Origin of the sequence: Sphingopyxis sp. (genome assembly GCF_965279725.1) — a bacterium.
Lineage (GTDB): Bacteria > Pseudomonadota > Alphaproteobacteria > Sphingomonadales > Sphingomonadaceae > Sphingopyxis.
This window is the reverse complement of the sequence record NZ_CBDIIL010000001.1, coordinates 244476-264430: the sequence shown is the minus strand read 5'-3', so window position 1 is coordinate 264430 and position 19955 is coordinate 244476. Positions and strand designations below refer to the sequence as shown.

The window sequence follows — 19955 nt, the reverse complement described above, 5'->3', positions numbered from 1 at the left end:
TGGAGAGGCCGCAACGGGTGCGCCAAAAGCCCCTGCGTCATCGCTGCGCGCTGCCACTTCCCCAGCGCTTCGCGACAGGGAGGATCGAGAAGGTTGAAGCAACCCGGCGGGGATGCTAGCGGCGCAGCTTCTCCCGCAAAGGCAGCACGAATGGCAATCGATCAGGCAACGGTCAGAAAAATAGCGTCGCTGGCGCGCATCGCGATCAGCGATGCGGAAGCCGCCGCGATGGAAGGCGAATTGAACGGCATTTTGGGTTGGGTCGAACAACTCGGCGAGGTCGATGTGACCGGGGTCGAGCCGATGACCGCGGTGATCCCGAATGTGCTGCGACTGCGCGACGATGTGATCGACGCTGACCCGCTGACCGGCGGCAACCGCCGCGACGATGTGCTGGCGAATGCGCCGGCGGCGATGCACGGCTTTTTCGGCGTGCCCAAGGTGATCGAATAATGACCGAACTGACCAATCTGACCGTCGCGCAGATCCGCGACGGCCACCGCGCCGGCGATTTCAGCGCCGTCGAAGTGGCAGAGGCGTTCAGCGCCAATGTCGCGGGCGCCAAGGCGCTGAATGCGTTTATCGTCGAGACACCCGACCATGCGCTGAGGGCCGCGAAGACAGCCGATGCCGACCGCGCGGCGGGGACGTTGAAGCCTTTGTCGGGCGTGCCGATCGGCATGAAGGATCTGTTCTGCACCGACGGGGTTCAGACGACCGCCGCGAGCCACATGCTCGAAGGCTTTGTCCCGCGCTATGAATCGACCGTGTCGGCGAAGCTGTGGGACGCGGGCGCGGGGATGCTGGGCAAGCTGAACCTCGACCAGTTCGCGATGGGGTCGTCGAACGAGACGAGCTATTTCGGCAATGTCATCTCGCCCTGGCGGCGCAAGGACGGCGGCAATGCGGCGCTTGCGCCCGGTGGTTCGTCGGGCGGCAGTTCGACCGCGATCGCGGCGCGGCTGTGTCCTGCGGCGACGGGGACCGACACCGGCGGCTCGATCCGCCAGCCTGCGGCGTTTGTCGGGATTTCGGGGATCAAGCCGACCTATGGCCGCTGCTCGCGCTGGGGCATTGTGGCGTTCGCCAGCTCGCTCGATCAGGCGGGGCCGATGGCGCGAGACGTGCGCGACTGTGCAATCATGCTCGAAAATATGGCGGGTTTCGATCCGAAGGATTCGACGAGCCTCGATCTGGCGGTGCCCAATTGGGAAGCCGCTTTGTCGAGCGATCTGGGGGGCAAGAAGGTCGGTATTCCCAAGGAATATCGACTGGAGGGCATCGATCCCGACATCGACGCGATGTGGGATGCGGGCATCGCGATGCTGAAGGATGCGGGGGCCGAGGTCGTCGAAATCAGCCTGCCGCACACCAAATATGCGCTGCCGGCCTATTATATCATCGCGCCCGCCGAGGCATCGTCGAACCTCGCGCGCTATGATGGTGTGCGTTATGGTTTGCGCGACCTGCCCGAGGGGGCGGGGTTGCAGGACATGTATGCCGCGACGCGCGCCGATGGGTTCGGGCCCGAGGTGAAGCGCCGCATCATGATCGGCACCTATGTGCTGTCGGCGGGCTTCTACGATGCCTATTACACGCAGGCGCAAAAGGTGCGGACGCTGATCGCGCGCGATTTCGATGCGGCGTTTGCGGTGTGTGACGTGATCCTCGCGCCGACCGCGCCGTCGGCGGCGTTCGGGCTGGGCGAAAAGATGGCCGATCCGCTGGCGATGTATCTGAACGACGTGTTCGCGGTCCCCGCGAGCCTCGCGGGACTGCCCGCGATGTCGGTCCCCGCGGCGCTGAACCGCGAAGGGCTGCCGCTGGGGCTTCAGATCATCGGCAAGACATTCGACGAGCAGGGCGTACTGAACGCCGGGCTCGCTATTGAAGAGCGGGCGGGCTTTACCGCCCGCGCCGAGAAGTGGTGGTAAGATGAGCGATTATCGCATCAAGGGCGAAACCGGTGAGTGGGAGGTCGTGATCGGCCTGGAGGTCCATGCCCAGATCACCACCAACGCCAAGCTGTTCTCGGGCGCCGCGACGGCGTTCGGGGCTGAGCCGAACACGCAAGTGTCGCTCGTCGATGCCGCGATGCCGGGGATGTTGCCGGTGCCGAACCGCGAGTGCATCCGCCAAGCGGTGCGCACGGGCATGGCGATCGAGGCGCAGATCAACAAATATTCGCGGTTCGACCGTAAGAATTATTTCTATGCCGATCTGCCGCAGGGTTACCAGATTTCGCAGCTTTATCATCCGATTGTCGGCAAAGGTTCGCTGACGATCGAGGCCGACGAAAAGGCCGGATTGCCCGAAGCGAAGGTGATCGGGGTCGAACGGATCCATGTCGAGCAGGATGCCGGCAAGCTGATGCACGACCAGCATCCGACGATGAGCTATGTCGATTTGAACCGCAGCGGTGTCGCGTTGATGGAGATCGTTTCGGATCCTGATATGCGCTCGCCCGCGGAAGCTGGTGCGTACGTGCGCAAGCTGCGCGCGATCCTGCGCTATGTCGGGTCGTGCGACGGCAATATGGAAGAAGGCTCGATGCGCGCTGACGTCAACGTCAGCGTGCGCAAGCCCGGCGACGAGTTCGGGACGCGGACCGAGACGAAGAACGTCAATTCGGTACGCTTCGTGATGGCGGTGATCGAGGGCGAGGCGAAGCGCCAGGTCGAGCTGATCGAAAGCGGCGGCACCGTGGTGCAGGAAACGCGGCTTTACGATCCCGACCGCAACGAGACGCGGTCGATGCGGTCGAAGGAAGACGCGCATGATTACCGCTACTTCCCCGATCCCGACCTGCTGCCGCTCGAACTCGACGATGCGTTTCTGGCCGAGTGCCGCGAAAGCCTGCCCGAATTGCCCGACGCCAAGCGTGCGCGCTATCTGGCGGCAGGAATCTCGCCGTATAACGCCGATGTCCTGACTGCCGAGGTCGAGGCGGCGCGCTGGTTCGACACTTTGCTGGAAGTTGGGCTCGACACGGGCGCCAAGCCGGCCACGGCAGCGAACTGGGTGACGAGCGAGCTGTTCGGCGCGCTCAACCGCATGGGCCGCGACATTTCGGACTCGCCGGTCTCGCCGCAGCACGCCGCCGAATTGCTCGGCTTGGTCGCCGACGGCACGATTTCGGGGACGATCGCCAAGGCGGTGTTCGAAAAGATGCTGGAAAGCGGCGACGCCGCGGGCGTGATCGTCGAGCGCGACGGGCTGAAGCAGACGAGCGACACCGGCGCGATCGAGGCCGAGATTGCCAAGATCCTGACCGCCAATGCGGACAAGGTCGAGCAGTATAAGGGCGGCAAGGAAGCCTTGTTCGGCTTCTTCGTCGGGCAGACGATGAAGGCGATGCAGGGCAAGGCGAACCCGCAGGTCGTCAACGAGCTGCTCAAAAAGGCGCTCGGTTGAGCCTTATAGTGATCCGGTTCACAGCAAATTCAGTAGCTTCGACGGCATAAGTACCTCAGTATCAGGTCATAGGCGGACGAAGGACAGGTTGATGATGAAGCGGACAATGGTTTCGGTTGCAAGCATGCTCGCCGTGGCAATGGGCAGTGCCGCGAGCGCCGCGCCCGCGGTGAACGATGGATATGATTGGGCGATGCGCGTCAATGACGAGGAGCGCGCGCAAAGCGCAATTCTGGCCTATGAAGTCACGGACACCGATGATCAGCCGCTGAACTTTCGCTGCGAAGAGGGCGGCAATCGGATCTTCGCCGGCATTTCGGGCAATTCGCCCGACCTGACCGCGATCGAACTGGTGTCGGGCGATGCGACGCTGCGGGTGGCCGGGACGACCGAAGTCGAGGAGATGCCCTATTTCTCCTCGGACGAGATTGCCGGAGATTCGCCCTTCATCCGCGCCTTTGCCGCAAATGGCTGGCTGCGCATGACCGACGGTCGCGGAACGACCGACATGGCGGGGACCGCGACCGGCAAACAGGTGATCAAGCGCTTCGTCGCGTTCTGCACCGGCTGACGCCGACGAGGCTGGCGGACGACGATCCGAGACCCGCGAAACCAGCGCTAAACTGCTCTGAAACAAGCCCGTTGCCAAAATCTGCGCGGGCGCGCATTCAGGCGGCTGGGAAGAGGGTTCGAGGGTCTGTGATGAAGCCGTTTCTGGCCGTTGCCGCGTCGATCGCTGCCATGTCGGTGTCGTTGCCGGCGCTGGCCCGCGACTATTATTATTTCAACAAGCCGGGGGTCGACCGCCAGACCTATCTGGAAGACCGGCTGACCTGCGATGCGTTGGCCGGCGGGGTCGCGCGCATATCGCCAGACACCACCGCGATGAACCAACAGATCTGGCAGAACAACAATCTGACGACCGGCCAGTCGGCCGCCGCCGCCGGGATTGCGAGCCTGTTGATCGGGTTCATGTCGGGCGGGCAGAACCGACGGTTGCAGTGGCAGGTCGAACGCATCTGCCTGGCCGACAAAGGGTATCGCCGGTTCGAGATGGACAAATCGGGATGGAAGGCGATCGAGCAGACCGACGATCAGGCCGCGCGCATCGACAAATGGTTCACGCTGGCGTCGACGGGCGAACCCGAGGGCAAGGAAATGTACGAATGACGGGGATGATGCGCTTGACGTTTGCCGCGGCGCTGCTGGCGCTATCGCCCGCGGCCGCCGCCAAGATCAAGTCGGCCGACGATCTGAAACCCGACAAGGCCTATCTGCTGGTCCAGGTCGATCCGGTCGAATTCAAGATGATGGGCAACAACCGCCTGGTGACCGGGGTGGTTTTTGCACCCTATGACGCCGTGAAGAAGGAAATACGCGCCGGCGTGATGGTGCGGAACGATCCGGTCGCCAAGGATGGCAAGCGGCGACTGTATCTGATCGAGGTCGATCCGGGGACGTGGGTGATCGCCGGAACGGGCGCCAGCGGCGCGACGCTGGGGTCGGCGGACACCAGTTTTTCACTCGGCAGCTATCATTTCGAGGTCGGCGCGGGTGAGCTGGCCGACCTGGGTGTGTTTGTGCCGCTGCGCGAGGAATCGGACAATCCCGACACGAAAATGACCGGCGGCAAGCTGATCGGCATGGCCTTTTTCGGCGGCGGTGTGGAGCCGGTGCCGAACCGGATTACGATCCGCCCGCGCGGCAGCGGCGACATTGTCGTGCCGTCGTGGTTGGCGGCGAAACCGTTGGTGCAGCCCGCGTTCATCTATGGCGGCACCTTTGGCAATCAAGGCGGCGGACTGGTCAACCGCATCGACGGCAAGGACGGCCGCGGCCGCGCGGCGGGCGAGACTGCCTATCTGTCGAAACCGGGGCAGCCGGCGGCGGCAGCCGCCGTGGCCGAACCGGCACCCGAGCCAGTCCCGACGCCGCCATCGCGCCCCTGATCGTAGCCGCCGGGGCGCCGCGCGTTAAAAACGCCGCTGACCGGCGCCCCAATTGCCGATATCGCACTGGCCGGAAAAATTGGTGATTGCGTTGATGGTGATGCGACCCGAGCGGCGGTCGATTGTCAGTTTGGGTTTGTTGAGGCCGTTAATCCGGTAGCTGGCGGTGATGCGGTCGGGGGTGGCAACCAGATTGTCGAGGTCCCACCAGCCATGATCGTCGCCGCTGTGGATCGGGGCGACGAGTTTCGGGCCGAGGTGGATGCGGCCTTGATTGCCGTAAAGTTCGATCTGGACGTCGCTGGTAAAGCCCTGCGCCGTGTTGCCGACCTCGTTGCCCCATTCCCACTTGTGGTTCCGCGTGCTCCATTTGTACGTCGGCTTGACGTCGACCGTCGGGCGCGTGCCGGCGCCGTAGCAAACCAGTACGAGCGAACCGGGATCGCGATAGCCGGGTTCCGCGGGCCGTTCATAGCTGTGCGGCTGGGGCGCATAGCCGTCCTGCGGCGCGCCATTGTCGCAATTCTCCGCCGGAACGCCGATGATCGCCGAATACCGCCCGTCCGTCGTGGCCACCGAAATGCAGCGACCTGTCCGCTGGTTCCACCAGAACGTGTAGCGCTGGTCCCGGACCGTATTCGACTGACGCGCTTCATAGCCGCGGGCAAGCAACTGGGTTTCGCCGCCCGCGCCCCGCGCGCCGACAAGGTCGGCGACATCGGGCGCGGATTGCGCGATTGCGGGGACCGAAACGGCGGTGGACGCAAGAAGCGATAAAAGCAAAGCTCGGCGCATGACGATGACTCCCGTTGCTGGAACCCTGCCAACCTAACGCCGCGCTCGACAGGTATAAAGTATCGCGGGGTAACAATTGACGAAATAATCAGCACGGTGCGGCGTCTGTCCGGATGTTTTCCCCAACGCCCATAGCGACTGGCAGGGACGGAGCGGGCCAAGTTGCTAGCAAACTGAACTTCGTCATTCCCGCGAACCGGAGACCACCGATGTTGAAACTCGGCCATCGTCGGGTTGTGTGTTGACGCGCATAATTTTGAGAATGGGGTTAGCGACCTGTAAACTTTGGTCTGAACGTCGTCACGCTTGTTACCCGATTTTGCCATCGAGCAATCGGAGCTCGCTCGATGCATCAAGGCGCGTTTCCAAATCTTCGGGCGTCTCGGCAAGCCGTGTGACCTAGCGCTTGTGGATTTTGGCGCGGCGCGGATGGTCAATTCTCTGCCCATGTCTGACAAACCGACACTATACCGTTCTGAGGGCTCGAAATTTGACCGCCGAATTTTGGGGCGCATTCGGACGACCTATGCGTCTTTGTAGGAACAGCAGCATGAATTGGAGGGCGCGTGGCGGCCGAAGCGGTCCCTGATCTGGAAAGCGTATCCCGGAATTTCCGACCGGCGCTCGTGGCGTTCTTCTCGCGGCGGGTGCGCAGTCACGCCGAGGCCGAGGATCTGACCCAGGAGGTATTTGTCCGGCTGGCGCAATCGGGGATCGGGACGCTCGATTCGACCGAAGCCTTTATCTTTCGTATCGCGACCAATCTGCTGCGCGACCGCGCGCGCCGCGATCAGGTGCGCGCGGCCTATCGTTTATCGATCGAACAGGACGACGCGCTCAACACCGACATACTCGACCCGCATCGCGTCATCGCGGCGCGCGAAACCATCGGCATCCTCTGGGCCGCGATTCAGGCTCTCCCCGAACCGACCCAGCAGATCTTCATCCTTTACCGCGTGGAAAATATTCAGAAACAGACCATCGCGGACAATTTTGGATATAATGTGCGTACCGTTGAAAAGCATATCTCCCGCGCCCTGATGTTCCTGACCCGCCGGATGGGAGGCCGATCATGAACGCCGATTTCGACGATCCGACTCCGATGGGCCATGAAGAGCAGGCGGCCGAATGGTGCTGGCGCATCGCCGATCGCGCGCTGACGCCGACCGAGCAAATTGCGTTCGACGCGTGGATGTCCGCCGATCCGCGCCACCGGTCCCTGTTCGACGAGATGGTTCAGGTGTGGCGCGGAACCGACGCGATTGCCGAAATGCCGGGCTTTCTCTCGCTGCGCGCCAAGGCGCTGACCGCGATGGAAACCGCCCGCGACGATCACGCCGCACCGGCGGTGCACGGTCGCCGTTGGTTTCATGGTCTGGCCGCCGCTGCGGCGCTGCTGCTGGCGATCGGCGGCTTCTGGTCGCTGACCGGCGGGGCCGACATCTATGACACCGGCGTCGGCGAACGGCGCGTCGTGCGGCTCGATGACGGCTCGCACATCTCGCTCGACGCCTCGAGCCGGGTTTCGGTCGCCTATACGGACGACCGGCGTACCCTGGTGCTGCAGCGCGGCCGCGCAAAGTTCGACGTCGCAAAGGATCCGCTGCGCCCGTTCACGGTGCAGGCCGGCCAGCGCGCGGTCGTCGCCACCGGGACGGCATTCAGCGTCGAACTGCTCGACAACCAGATGCGGGTGCTGCTCTACGAAGGCCATGTCGCGGTCGTCGCGCAGCCGTCGCCGCGGACGATTTCGCAGGCGGCGAGACGCGCCGATGTCGGGCAGCAGCTGGTTCCGGGACAGGAACTGGTCGCCAACCTGGCGTCGGGCAAGACCGTGGTTGTGCAGGCGGAGGTCAGCCGGTCGCTGGCGTGGGAAGGCGGACGGCTCGATTTCGTCGACGAGCCCCTGGCCAGCGCGGTCGAGCGTATCAATCGCTATGCCGACACCCCGATCTTCGTCGGCGACGCTGCGGCGGGCCGGCACCTGGTCAACGGCGTGTTCGACGCCAGCGATCCGGGCAGCTTTGTGACCGGCGTGACCTCGCTGTTTCCGCTCAGCGCGCGGCGCGAAGATGGAAAAATCGTCCTGCACAGCGCGGCACCGCCGCTCCGGTAAAAATAGTTGGGCGCAAACAGGAACATGCTGCGTCTCAGTTAACAAGGGGGGCAAATAAATTGATCCCTTCAATAACAGGGGAGAGTTTATGTTGCTTCGGCCGTATCTGCTTGTGGGGCTTGCCAGTTGTGCGATGGTTGCGAGTATTGCACCGGCGCCTGCCTATGCACAACAAGCGTATAATTTCGATATTCCGGCTCAGGACCTTGGCGGCGCCCTACGCGCCTTTGCACGCACGTCGGGGTTGCAAGTCATTTACGACGGCAAAGCGATGCAGGGCAAGCGCAGCATCGGCTACCGCGAGCGCGCCGCCCCCGAAGCCGCGCTGAAAACCTTGCTCCGCGGCACCGGGCTCAGCTATCGCCGCGACGGCAATATCTATGTGATCGCGCCCACCAAAACGCGCGCCACCGCCGCCGAGCCGACCCCCGCGTCGGCGCCCGTCGTGGCCGGGGCGGCCGAGGTGCGCGGCGAGGCCGAGATCATCGTGACGGCGCAGAAGAAAGAAGAAAAGATCATCGACGTGCCGATCGCCATGACGGCGCTGTCGGCGGATGCGCTGGACGACCGCAAGATCGAGGGCGGATCGGAACTGCTGCGCGCCATCCCCAACGTCAACTTCTCCAAAAGCAACTTCAGCATGTATAATATCTCGATCCGCGGGATCGGGACGAAGGCGATTTCGGCGTCGAGCGATCCGGCGGTCGCGGTCAGCTTCAACAATACGCCGCTGGTGCGCAACCGCCTGTTCGAACAGGAATTTTTCGACGTGCAGCGCGTCGAGGTGCTGCGCGGACCGCAGGGTACGCTTTATGGCCGCAATGCGACAGCGGGCGTGGTGAACATCATCCCCGCGCTGCCCGATGACAATCTGGCCGGCGAGGGAAAGCTCGAGGTCGGCAACTTCAAAACCATGCGCGCGAGCGGAATGCTCAACGTGCCGATTACCGACTCGCTGGCCGTCCGCTTTGCCGGTGCGTGGACCAGCCGCGAAGGCTTTGATTACAACAGTTTCACCGAGCAGCGGGTCAACGGCCGCGATCTGTGGTCGACCCGCGCGATCGTGGGTTGGGAGCCGAGCGATCGGTTCCGCGCCAACGTCATCTGGCAGCATTTCGAGGAAGACGACAACCGCTCGCGCACCGGCAAACAGCTGTGTACGCCCGATCCGGGTCCGACGCGGGTCGGCAATGTGGCGGTGACCGATCCCTACACGCGCGGGCGCTTGAGCCAGGGGTGCCTGCCCGGTTCAATCTATGACGATGCCGCTTTTGGCGCCCCCAATGGCTTTGCGCTGTCCTATATCTTCGTGCCGAGCCTGATCTCCATCGGCAAAAATCCGACCACCAGAGCGAGCATACCGCTGTTGAAGCCGATCGATCCGTTTGCCGGTGTCGAACAATCAAGAAACCTGCGTGAAATCGCGACGAGCTATGACCCCATCTTCCGCGCGAAGAATGACGTGGTGCAGCTCAATCTCGAGTTCGAGCCATCGGACGGCCTGAAACTGGTGTCGCAGACCGGTTATGCCCGCGACCGCTTCTATTCCTCGCAAGACTATAATCGCTTCGTTTCGGCGCCGATCTTCAACAATTCCACCCAACCGCTGCTGAACGCGATCAATCGGCCGATCGATCCGCTGTTGTTCCCCGGCCCGACCCCGGGCGGCCAATATTGCGATCCGCAGCTCGGCTGCTCCGATCGGCTTGAATCGGCCGATCTCAGCCGCTCGGCAAGCCGCCAATGGACGCAGGAGTTTCGCCTCCAGTCGGATTTCGACGGGCCGATCGATTTCAATGTCGGCGTCAACTATCTCGATTTCAAATCGCAAGACGATTATTATGTCTTCAACAATATGTTCACTCTGCTTTCAGAGTGGTACTATGGCGTTACAACGGTCAATGGCAACACGACACAATTGCCGTGCGCTCTTGGTTTCGAGGGCCGGGAATGTGTCTATGTCGATCGCAATCCGATCGATAGTCTGAACAACCAGGGACATAATTACTTCCTGAGTCAGAACGGGATTCGAACCAAGTCCGCAGCGATCTTCGGTGAATTATACTGGAAACTGACTGACAGCCTGAAACTGACGGCCGGCCTTCGCTATACGCAGGACAAAAAGACCTCGACCCAGATCCCCAGCCAACTGCTGTTGGGCGGCGGCACGGGAACCCCGCTCCCCGGGAAAAATACCGGCGGGCGGGTGAACAGCGGCTATCCGGCGCTTCCTGACATCAAACAGGAATGGAACGAGTTCACCGGCCGCGTCGTGCTGGATTGGCAGCCCCGGCTGGCGTTTACCGACGATACCCTGATCTATGCCTCCGCGTCGCGGGGATATAAGGGCGGCGGCACAAACCCGCCGCGCGTCGATATCAATCCGGCGATCGTGCAATATCTGCCGTTGCCCCAAACCTTTCGTCCCGAATATCTCAACGCGTTCGAAATCGGGACGAAAAACAGCTTCGACGGCGGCCGTTTCACGCTGAACGCCACCGCATTTTATTACGACTACGACGATTATCAGATTTCGCAGATCGTCGATCGTATCGCGTTCAACGAGAATTTCGATGCGACCAGCATGGGCCTGGAGTTCGAGGCGGCATGGCGTCCGTCGCGCGCTTTCCGCGTCCATACCAATCTGGGAATCCTCAAAACGCGCCTCAAGGACGGGTCCAAGTCGATCGACGTGATGAACCGGACGCAGGGCGACCCGGACTGGGTGACGTTGCGTCCCTGGCTGCAGGCACCGTCGAACTGCGTTGCACCAAAGGTTCTGGTTGAGCGCGTCTTGCGCGGCAATGCGGCGTTCCACAATCTGGCGCTCGCGGCGTTCTGCCCCGGATCGAACCGCATCGGCGGCTATGATCCGAGCTTTCCCGGCGGCCTGCCGTATCACGCCCTGTTCGGCTTCACCTATAATCCGGCCGCGCCCTACAATCCCGACACCATTGGCCTGAACATCAATCAGGGCGGCAGCGGAGCGCCCAATGCCGGACGCGGTTTCGACGCCGATCTTTCGGGCAATGAATTGCCGAACTCGCCCCGGATGACGTTCAACATGGGCGCGCAATATACGTTCTTCCTGGATGCAGGAAATTGGGAGCTGACCTTTCGCGGCGACTATTACCGCCAGGCAAAGAGCTTCGCGCGCATCTACAACACCGAATATGACCGGCTGAAGGCCTGGGACAATGTCAATATGGCGGTGACGCTGTCGCGGCCTGATTCCGATCTGACGTTTCAGCTCTACGTCAAGAATGTGTTCAACGACGCCCCGATCACCGACTTTTTCACCAACGCCGACGACACCGGTTTGAGCGCGAATATTTTCACGCTCGATCCGCGCATCGTCGGGTTCAACGTGTCCAAGAAATTCTGATCAATCAGAATAATTTCATGAATATTCAGAGTAAAAATGAATAGCGATATTGAATCGATTTAATGCATAGGACGATTTATGTCGTTAATTACAATATAATTCTATGCACAGGAGAGTGAAATGAAAAAACTTCTCAGCGTTGCCGCAGCATTGGCATTAATGGTTCCTTATGCCGCATCCGCACAGACGTTTACAACCACGCCTGGAACTTATACCTTCTCCGGCAGCGGAGTTTCGGTGCAAAAGGGCAGCGGTCCGCTGCTGTCCTGTACATTGAGCGTCGACATCACCAATTCTGGCGGCGTCATTACGGCTGACAATACCAGCCTCACCGGCTTTGGCGGATTCTGCAACACCGTGGTCTTCGTAGGCCAGCCGTATAACGTCACAGTTTCGGGCTCGACCATCACTTTTAACGCCGTTTTTGCGGACACGACGATCACCCCTGGCGACTGTGCCGGGACGCTGACCGCGACCTTCACTGCCGGCCCGCCCGAAACGCTGACCGTCAACACGACGCTGCCCGAAGTCGATGCCGGCACGGGCGATTGCACCATCAACGGCGCCATCACCTGGTGATGGCGGCGCATCGACGGGCGCTGCGCCATGCAGGTTGCAGGGTGCGTTGAAATGATGCGGCGAGCGCACGGCAATCGTGCGCTCGCTTCATCGCCTTTGGTCATGGTTTCCCGACCCGGGGCTGGATTCGAAAAAAGGCGTTGGCATCGTGGCAGCCCGAGCAGCGGCCATCCGCCAAACCTTTTGTACGAGCGCAGGCCCGGCACAATCCCATTGCGCCGCCCATGTTTACGGGGCGGCCAAGGGGTACCTTACTCCTAACCTTGGCGCACGATTTTGTGCGCCATTTTTTTCTCTGACACCGCGACCTACGCCAAAAATGCGGTGATCTGAAACGACGAGTCTGCTTGTCGTTGGACATAGACCCACTAGGTTGGGCATAGTCTGAGGCCTGGTTGCGAGACAAATTTGACCCGTCAAATTCCCCGCCACGTCATCGCACCGATGCGAAACCCGAAGCCCCGGCGCAGCGTGTCCCGCACGCCTGTATCGCTGCTCGCCCTTCCCGCCCTGTTCGCTGTGATGCCATGCGAGGCGAGCGGCAGGGACGGCAGCGACGCTGCCGCCGCGCGCGACGCCCCGGCCCCGGTGCCGCCCCGCTCCGCCAGCACCGAGACCGACGACGAGATCGTCGTCACCGCGGAGCGCTATGGCGAGGCAAAGGTCGCAGCCGAAAGCGAGTTTTCCGAAGAGGAGATCGCCGGGCAGGGCACCGACAGCATCCAGGACCTGCTGACGCGCCTCGCGCCCTTCATCGACGGCAGCGGTGAGGCGCCGATCATCCTGATCAACGGCAAGCCCGCGGGTTTCGACCGTTCGATCCTCTTCTATCCCGCCGAGGCGCTCGACCGGCTCGCGGTGCTGAAGCCGGAAGCGGCGGCGCAATATGGCTATGCGCCGGGCAAACGCGTCGTCAACCTGGTGCTCAAAAAAAGCTATTCGAGCCTGAATGTCGATGCCGGCGTCAACTGGGCGACCGCCGGGGGGCAATATGGCGGCAATTTGTCCGCCGGGCGCGTCGCGATCAGCGGCCCGGTCCGCTGGAACGTGAACGCGCGCCTCGGCCGCGATAGCGCGCTGCGCAAGGATGCGCGGAATATCCCGCGCCCGGCGACGCCCTTCGACCGCGTCGGCTATGTTGCCGGTATCGACGGCGGCGAAATCGATCCGGCGCTCAGCGCCGCGGCCGGCAGGCTGGTGGTGGTCGCGGCGATTCCGATGGGCGCGGCGCCCAGTGCGCCGGCGCTCGCCGATTTCGCCGGAACGGCGGACGAGACCCATGCCGCCGACCCCCACGCTTTCGATACGCTCCAGTCGGCGCGGCGGAGCAGCACGCTGAGCCTTGGCGTGACCCGCCCCGTCGGCGGATTTACCGCCTCGCTGAGCCTGAACGCGAGCCGCAACAGCAGCCGCGGTCTGCGCGGACTGCCGATGGCGTCGGTTGTCGTCCCGGCGGGTAGCCCCTGGTCGCCCTTTGCCGGCGACGTCCTGCTGATACGGCCATTCGCGGGCGACCGGCCGCTACGCAACGACAACAGCTCCGAATCGCTGGGCGGATCATTGACCCTGAACGGCGTGATCGGCGGCTGGCAGACCAGCCTCGGCCTTAACTATGTCCGCAGTTGGGGCGAGAATCTGTTTGAAACTGGCATCGATATCGCCCGCGTCCAGGGCTTGATTGATGCCGGCGACGTTGCGTTCAACCCCTATGGCGCATGGGACGACAGCCTGTTGCTGGGCAATCGCACCCGCACCAAGAGCGAAAATCTGAGCGGCCGGTTGCAGTTGCAAAAGGCCGTCACCGACCTGCCCGCGGGGCCTCTGAACGCCAGCTTTGCGGTCAACGCCAGCCGCGGCAGCAGCGAAAGCCGGCAGAGCGGGATGCGCGGCGAGCCCTTCGTGATCGACACGGCGCGCGCGCAGCTAGACGGCCGATTGGCGCTGACCGTCCCGGTTTCGCGCCGCGGCAAGAGCGAAATCGGACCGCTCGGCGATATGACCGTCGATGTGTCGATCGGGGGTCAGGCGATGTCGAGCAGCCCGTTACAGACGCAATTTGGCGGCGGCATCAATTGGTCGCCTGTCTCCAGGGTCCAGCTGCGGGGATCGATCGACCATGCCAAAACCGCGCCCTCCTTCGATCAGCTCGACGCCCCGATCGAGACGAGAGTCATTCGGATATTCGATTATGCGCGGGGGGAAGTGGCCGAACCGGTGTCGCTCACCGGCGGGAACCCCGATCTGGGGCGCGGTAGCCGGCAAAGCCTGGCCCTGAATGCGACGGTGCGCCCGTTCGACGACCAGACGCTGTCGCTGACCGTCGAGTACCGCCAGACGATTGCCAAGGGCGGCATTGCGTCCTTTCCCGAACTGACCCCGGTGATCGAGGCGGCGTTTCCCGAGCGGGTGACGCGCGACGCGGCGGGGCGGCTGGTCGCGGTCGATGCCCGCGCAATCAATATCGCGCGCGAAACCGACACCGGATTGAATTCGGGCATCGCGCTGCGCCTCCCGGCCCTCGGCGCCGCAGCGCGCGCCGCGCCCGGCCCCGATCCGCTGCAATTTTCGGTTTCGTTGAACCATCGCTGGCGGTTGAAAAGCGAATTGCTGACCCGTCCCGGCGTGCCGGTGATCGACCAACTGGCCGACAGCGGCCAATCGCGCCACAACCTGTCACTGCAAATCACGGCCGGAAAGCGCGGGATCGGCGCGAGCTTCAACGGGAATTGGGCCAGCGCCGCGACGGTGTCGAACGCCGATCGCCGGTTCCGGTTCAAGCCGCCGCTGACCTTCAACCTGTCGATGTTTGTCGAACCCGGCCGGTTGACCGGACAATCGGGCGAGGGTGGGCTGACGAAAGACCTGAAGCTGTCGTTCGATATCCAGAATTTGTTCAACGGTTATCGCCGCATCACGCTGGACGACGGCAGCACCCCGCCCGGCTACACGCGCGACGAAATCGATCCGCTGGGCAGGACGGTGCGGGTCACATTTCGCAAGCGTTTCTGAACTTGCGCGCGATTTCGAGAACCGGTCTGATATTCTTGCGTTGAAAGATTGGTGCAACGTGGCGCAAATCTCCGCCGTATGTGCCTATCGCGCAACGACGATATCAATAAGACCATTCCTCGCCAACGCTGCAATCTACGTTGTCGGGTTGTTATCCACCGATGTCGTCGGTGCACCAACGAGACGTCATCGCTCGGCTAGCGGAAAAGAGCCTATTCCGCCTCGCTCGGATCGGGCGACGTCGGCTCGCTGGGTTCCCGCTTTCGCGTGCGTGACTAAGAGGAGGAGATAGCCGTTTAGATCTGCTGCGGTGGCACCTCGTCCGGCCCGCGACCCGGTTCGTCGATGTCGCCGCCGCCTGGACTGCCGGGAATTTCGACGGGTTGGCCGGCGGGATCTTCCTGCGGCGTCGGCTGAACCGGATGCTCGGGCGGCGCCATCGGCTCGATGGTATCGGGCTTGGGTTTGGGGAAGGGGTCGGTGGCGCGGACGTTCAGGCTGGACGCATAAGTCATAGGGGCTCTCCTTGCCTCACTAACGAACAGGCGAGGCGCATGTTCCACCCATGAAATGGCGAGCTTTCGGCGCTTGCCCTCGGCGATGCGTCTGCTATAGCCCCGCGCGGCCCGCACGGGCGTGCGCGGCACAGCGCGCGGCTTTGTGCACCCGGCCGACAGCTCCTGCGGGCGTGGCGGAATTGGTAGACGCGCTGGTTTTAGGTACCAGTATCGCAAGATGTGGGGGTTCGAGTCCCTTCGCCCGCACCAGTTCTTTTTGCGCTGATGGGGATGGAGCCGGAATGGGGAACCCTGCCATGTGGCCGGGGTTCATCGATACGAGATTTTGAGCAAGGATAAGACCAAGGCAATGAAGACCGTCGAAACGCTGAACGAAGGGCCTGAAGCGCGAATATCGCGTCACCATCACCGCCAAGGATATCGACGCGCGCGTCGACGACGAAGTGAAGAGCATGGCGCCGACGGTGCGTATGCCCGGCTTCCGCCCCGGCAAGGTGCCGCCGAACCTGATCCGCAAGATGCACGGACCCCGCGCTGTCGGCCGACGCGCTGAACAAGGCGATCGACGCCGGGGTTCGCGACCTGATGGCCAAAGAAAAGCTGCGCCCCGCGTTGCAGCCCGCGGTGACGCTGGCTGACGATTATGAAACCGGCAAGGACGCCGAAGTCACCGTGGCGCTGGAAGTGCTGCCCGACATCAAGGCTCCGTCGGTCGAAGGGCTCAAGCTGGAGCGCCTGACCGTCCCCACCGACGACAAAGCGGTGATGGCGAAGATCGAAGAATTCGCATCGCAGATGAAGCGGTTTCGAAGACGCGCCGAAGACCAAGAAGGCCGCGCAGGGCGACCAGGTCATCATCGACTTCGCCGGTAGCGTCGACGGCGTTGCCTTTGATGGCGGCACCGGCGAGGACATGGCAGTCGAAATCGGTTCGGGTCAGCTGATTCCGGGTTTCGAAGACCAGCTGGTCGGCGCCAAGGTCGGCGACGACAAGACCGTCAAAGTAACCTTCCCCGACGAATATCCGGTTGAGAATCTGAAGGGTGCCAACGCCGAATTCGCCGTGACAGTGAAGGAAGTGAAGATTCCCGCGGCGTCGAAGATCGACGATGAATTCGCCAAGTCGCTCGGCCTCGAAAGCCTCGACAAGCTGAAAGAGCTGATGAAGGATCAGGTCGAGCAGGAACTGAACGGCCTGACGCGCACCTATATGAAGCGCAAGCTGCTCGATCAGCTCGCCGCCAGCCATGACTTTGACGTGCCGCCGACGATGGTCGAGGCCGAGTTCGCGCAGATCTGGCAGCAGCTGGAACAGGAAGTTGAGAACGAAGACGATCCGGTCGCGGCGAAGGCCGAGCTGGAAGCCGACCGCGACGAATATCATGCGATCGCCGTCCGCCGCGTTCGCTTGGGCCTGCTCCTGTCGGAGATCGGACAGGCACATGGTGTGCAGGTTTCGCAGCAGGAAATGCAGCGTCTGATCATGCAGGCTGCGCAGCAGTATCGCCCTGAAGATCGCGGCCGCTTCATGGACTATGTCCAGCAGGACGCGCTCGCCGCGGCGCAGCTCCGCGCCCCGCTCTATGAAGACAAGGTCGTCGACTTCCTGTTCGAAAGGCCGAGATCAGCGACCGCGAAACCACCCGCGAGGAATTGGAAGCCGCGATCGAAGCCGATGACGACAGCGGCCATGTCCATGGCCCCGGGTTGTGGGCATGACCATGATCACGATCATAAGCCGGCCAAGAAGGCCGCGGCGAAAAAGCCCACTGCCAAAAAGGCCGATGTGAAGGAAGACGCAGCCGAGGCTGCTCCTGCGAAGAAGGCACCGGCGAAGAAGGCTGACGCTGCTCCTGCCAAAACGGCCGAGGAAAAGCCCGCTGCCGTGAAAAAGGCGGCGCCGGCAAAGGCCGCCGCTGACGAGCCTGCTGAAAAAAAAGGCTCCCGCCAAAAAGGCTGCGGCGAAGAAATAAGCTTCGGCTGACGCGTTACAAAAAGGCCGGGTGGAGGATGCTCCACCCGGCTTTTTTTGTCGACCGTCGCCGCTGGGTTCCCGCTTTCGCGGGAATGACGAAGGTGGAGAGGTTGATCTGCCTCAAACTAAATCACCGCCATATTATAGCAATGCCAGCTGAAGATCGCCGCCGCGCCGCGGTGGGGGCGCCAGGGTTCGGCGAGTTCGCGGACCGCCTTTTCGCTGGGCCGCGCGTCCAGCTGGAGGATGCGGCCGACGGCTTCTTGTACCGCGAGATCGCCGGCGGGCCAGATATCTGGGCGACCCTCGGCAAAGAGCAGGTAGATTTCGGCCGACCAGCGCCCGATGCCCTTCACCTTGGTCAGCAGCACGATAGCCTCCTCGTCGTCTGCGGGGAGGGCGGTGACATCGAGTTCGCCGTCGAGGATGAGCTGGGCAAGGCTTTTCGCATAGCCCTGTTTCTGGCCCGACAGGCCGCAGGCGCGCAGCGTATCGAATTCAGCCGCGGCCACCACCTCCGCCGGACAGCCGGTGCCAAATTGCGCCTCCAGCTTGTTCCAGATCGAATTCGCCGCGGCGACGCTGACCTGCTGGCCGACGATGGTGCGCAGCAGCGTGGTGTAACCCGGCGCCCGGATGCGCGGTTCGGGATAACCTGCATTACCGAGCGCGCGCGCGAAGTTGGGATCGAGCGCCGCGAGCGCGTCGATTCCGGCGTTCAGCTGCTGCTGGCTCAAACCCATGCCATATTCCCCTTTTGTTCCAACATCTGTCACTAGCAGCGCTTGATTTGCCGCGCAACGCGCGACATAGCGCCAGCGACAGAGAAGATATGGGGACTAGCATGGCCAAGCTGATTGTCGTGACGCGCGACGGAACCGAGCATGAGATCGAGGGCGATACCAGCCTGACGGTGATGGAAAATATTCGCGATGCCGGGTTCGACGAACTGCTGGCGCTGTGCGGCGGTTGCTGTTCGTGCGCGACGTGCCATGTCCATGTCGAGGCTGGCGCCGCGGATAAACTGCCCGCGATGAGCGAGGACGAGAATGACCTGCTCGATTCGACCACCGATCGCGACGAAGGTTCGCGCCTGTCGTGCCAGTTGCCGTTCAGCGATGCGTTGGACGGGTTGAAGGTCCGGATCGCGGCGGAGGATTGAGCCTTCCACCCCGTCATTGCGAGCAGCGTAGCGACGAAGCAATGTCCAGCTATCGGTGTTGAAGACTGATAGCTGGAGATTGCTTCGCTTCGCTCGCAATGACGAGGGTTTGGATTCAGCCCTTGGCCGCCGTCGCCACCGCGTAGAGCGCGACCGCCGCAGCATTCGAGATGTTCAGGCTTTCCATGCGCGGCGAAATCGGCAGTTTGGCCAGTACGTCCGCAATGCTCCATCACATTGTGGCGCATACCGTCGCCTTCGGAACCGAGCACCAGCGCGACCTTGCTGCCGTCGAGGGTCGAACCCAGCGTTGTTTCGGTGTCGCCCATCAACCCGATGCGCCAATATTGCGCCTCGGCAATTTCCTCCAGCGCGCGCGACAGGTTGACGACGCGGATCCACGGCACGATTTCGAGCGCGCCCGAGGCTGACCGCGCGATCACGCCGCTTTCGGGCGGGCTGTGGCGGTCCTGGGTGATGATCGCCGCCGCATCGAAGGCCGCGGCCGAACGCAGCACCGCGCCGATATTATGCGGGTCGGTGACCTGATCGAGCACCACGAGCGGGCGCTTGCTGTCGGCATCGACCTCCTGCTGCAACAGGTCACCGAGATAGATGTCCTCGAGCGGATCGATCTCGATCACCAGCCCCTGATGCGGTGCGTCACGCGCGACCAGCCGCGCGAGGTCGGTAACCTCGGCGTAGCTAATCGGAATCACCGGGGGCAGGTCGAGCTGCCCCAGCGCTTCGCGCGTTCCCCAGATGCGTTTGACGGTGCGTTCGGGATTGGCGAGCGCCGCCAGAACGGCGTGACGGCCCCAGAAACGGATGGGCTGGCCGCGGGTGCTTGGGCCTTGCGGGCGACGGTGACGGGAAATTTGTCTCATAGCGCGCGCCTTTCCCACGACTGCCATTGACAGGCAAGCCTCGTTTCGCCATTGGACCGCTTCCCAAAGCGGACCCCATGGACAGGTGGCCGAGTGGTTAAAGGCAGCAGACTGTAAATCTGCCCGGGTTTCCGTACGCTGGTTCGAATCCAGCCCTGTCCACCAC

15 protein-coding genes, 2 tRNA genes and 2 pseudogenes are annotated in these 19955 nt (G+C 62.7%); 15 read left to right on the top strand and 4 right to left on the bottom strand.

Going from position 1 to position 19955, the window contains the following annotated elements; all coding sequences use genetic code 11:
* Positions 1 to 150 precede the first annotated feature (150 nt).
* From gatC to ACQY6T_RS01260, 6 genes are all read left to right on the top strand, one after another.
* Positions 151 to 453, top strand: coding sequence for an Asp-tRNA(Asn)/Glu-tRNA(Gln) amidotransferase subunit GatC (gene gatC / locus ACQY6T_RS01285; protein WP_187140446.1), 303 nt, complete (start codon positions 151 to 153; stop codon positions 451 to 453).
* Complete coding sequence (gatA, locus tag ACQY6T_RS01280) at positions 453 to 1934, top strand: Asp-tRNA(Asn)/Glu-tRNA(Gln) amidotransferase subunit GatA (RefSeq protein ID WP_428627514.1); 1482 nt, start codon at positions 453 to 455, stop codon at positions 1932 to 1934. Before gatC ends, gatA begins: the two co-directional genes overlap by 1 nt.
* A gap of 1 nt (position 1935) precedes the next feature.
* Positions 1936 to 3414: an Asp-tRNA(Asn)/Glu-tRNA(Gln) amidotransferase subunit GatB gene (gene gatB, locus ACQY6T_RS01275; protein WP_428627511.1), complete on the top strand. Its 1479-nt coding sequence runs from the start codon at positions 1936 to 1938 to the stop codon at positions 3412 to 3414.
* Positions 3415 to 3505: 91 nt separating this feature from the next.
* Positions 3506 to 3985, top strand: coding sequence for a hypothetical protein (locus ACQY6T_RS01270; RefSeq protein ID WP_428627509.1), 480 nt, complete (start codon positions 3506 to 3508; stop codon positions 3983 to 3985).
* Positions 3986 to 4116: 131 nt separating this feature from the next.
* Entirely contained in the window at positions 4117 to 4584 is a 468-nt protein-coding gene (locus ACQY6T_RS01265; RefSeq protein ID WP_428627507.1) for a hypothetical protein, read from the top strand.
* Positions 4581 to 5363: a hypothetical protein gene (locus ACQY6T_RS01260; RefSeq protein WP_428627504.1), complete on the top strand. Its 783-nt coding sequence runs from the start codon at positions 4581 to 4583 to the stop codon at positions 5361 to 5363. The genes ACQY6T_RS01265 and ACQY6T_RS01260 overlap by 4 nt, the downstream gene beginning before the upstream one ends.
* Positions 5364 to 5387: 24 nt before the next feature.
* Here ACQY6T_RS01260 and ACQY6T_RS01255 read toward each other — a convergent pair whose 3' ends face one another.
* A complete protein-coding gene (locus ACQY6T_RS01255; RefSeq protein WP_428627501.1) occupies positions 5388 to 6158 on the bottom strand; it encodes a hypothetical protein in 771 nt (256 codons plus the stop codon).
* A gap of 566 nt (positions 6159 to 6724) precedes the next feature.
* Here ACQY6T_RS01255 and ACQY6T_RS01250 point away from each other — a divergent pair.
* The 5 genes from ACQY6T_RS01250 (at position 6725) to ACQY6T_RS01230 (ending at position 15247) form a co-directional block, all read left to right on the top strand.
* Positions 6725 to 7234: an RNA polymerase sigma factor gene (locus tag ACQY6T_RS01250; protein WP_428627500.1), complete on the top strand. Its 510-nt coding sequence runs from the start codon at positions 6725 to 6727 to the stop codon at positions 7232 to 7234.
* Complete coding sequence (locus ACQY6T_RS01245) at positions 7231 to 8274, top strand: FecR family protein (protein WP_428627498.1); 1044 nt, start codon at positions 7231 to 7233, stop codon at positions 8272 to 8274. The genes ACQY6T_RS01250 and ACQY6T_RS01245 overlap by 4 nt, the downstream gene beginning before the upstream one ends.
* 88 nt (positions 8275 to 8362) lie before the next feature.
* Positions 8363 to 11659: a TonB-dependent receptor domain-containing protein gene (locus tag ACQY6T_RS01240; protein ID WP_428627496.1), complete on the top strand. Its 3297-nt coding sequence runs from the start codon at positions 8363 to 8365 to the stop codon at positions 11657 to 11659.
* Positions 11660 to 11779: 120 nt separating this feature from the next.
* Positions 11780 to 12238 (top strand): hypothetical protein, encoded by a 459-nt coding sequence (locus ACQY6T_RS01235; RefSeq protein ID WP_428627494.1) that lies wholly within the window; start codon positions 11780 to 11782, stop codon positions 12236 to 12238.
* 471 nt (positions 12239 to 12709) lie between these two features.
* The gene (locus ACQY6T_RS01230) at positions 12710 to 15247 is read left to right on the top strand and encodes a hypothetical protein (protein WP_428627491.1); all 2538 of its coding nucleotides are present in this window, start codon (positions 12710 to 12712) and stop codon (positions 15245 to 15247) included.
* A gap of 296 nt (positions 15248 to 15543) precedes the next feature.
* On the opposite strand, the gene ACQY6T_RS01225 is transcribed toward ACQY6T_RS01230, so the two are convergent.
* A complete protein-coding gene (locus ACQY6T_RS01225; protein WP_428627489.1) occupies positions 15544 to 15762 on the bottom strand; it encodes a hypothetical protein in 219 nt (72 codons plus the stop codon).
* Positions 15763 to 15929: 167 nt separating this feature from the next.
* Between ACQY6T_RS01225 and ACQY6T_RS01220 the strand changes: the two genes are divergently transcribed.
* Both ACQY6T_RS01220 and tig read left to right on the top strand, forming a co-directional pair.
* Positions 15930 to 16014 (top strand) — tRNA-Leu (locus ACQY6T_RS01220).
* 100 nt (positions 16015 to 16114) lie between these two features.
* A pseudogene (gene tig, locus ACQY6T_RS01215) lies at positions 16115 to 17749 on the top strand (trigger factor).
* Positions 17750 to 17865: 116 nt separating this feature from the next.
* Here the strand turns inward: tig and ACQY6T_RS01210 are convergent.
* Positions 17866 to 18483 carry a DNA-3-methyladenine glycosylase family protein gene (locus tag ACQY6T_RS01210; RefSeq protein WP_428627487.1) on the bottom strand — a complete coding sequence of 206 codons (618 nt, stop codon included), beginning with the start codon at positions 18481 to 18483 and terminating at the stop codon, positions 17866 to 17868.
* 101 nt (positions 18484 to 18584) lie between these two features.
* Here ACQY6T_RS01210 and ACQY6T_RS01205 point away from each other — a divergent pair, with 101 nt between their 5' ends.
* Positions 18585 to 18902 (top strand): 2Fe-2S iron-sulfur cluster-binding protein, encoded by a 318-nt coding sequence (locus ACQY6T_RS01205; RefSeq protein ID WP_428627484.1) that lies wholly within the window; start codon positions 18585 to 18587, stop codon positions 18900 to 18902.
* 115 nt (positions 18903 to 19017) lie between these two features.
* Here the strand turns inward: ACQY6T_RS01205 and rlmB are convergent.
* Positions 19018 to 19789 (bottom strand): annotated as a pseudogene (gene rlmB / locus ACQY6T_RS01200) (23S rRNA (guanosine(2251)-2'-O)-methyltransferase RlmB).
* 79 nt (positions 19790 to 19868) lie between these two features.
* Between rlmB and ACQY6T_RS01195 the strand changes: the two are divergent.
* Positions 19869 to 19954: transfer RNA gene (locus ACQY6T_RS01195), tRNA-Tyr, on the top strand.
* The last annotated feature ends 1 nt before the right edge of the window (position 19955 follow it).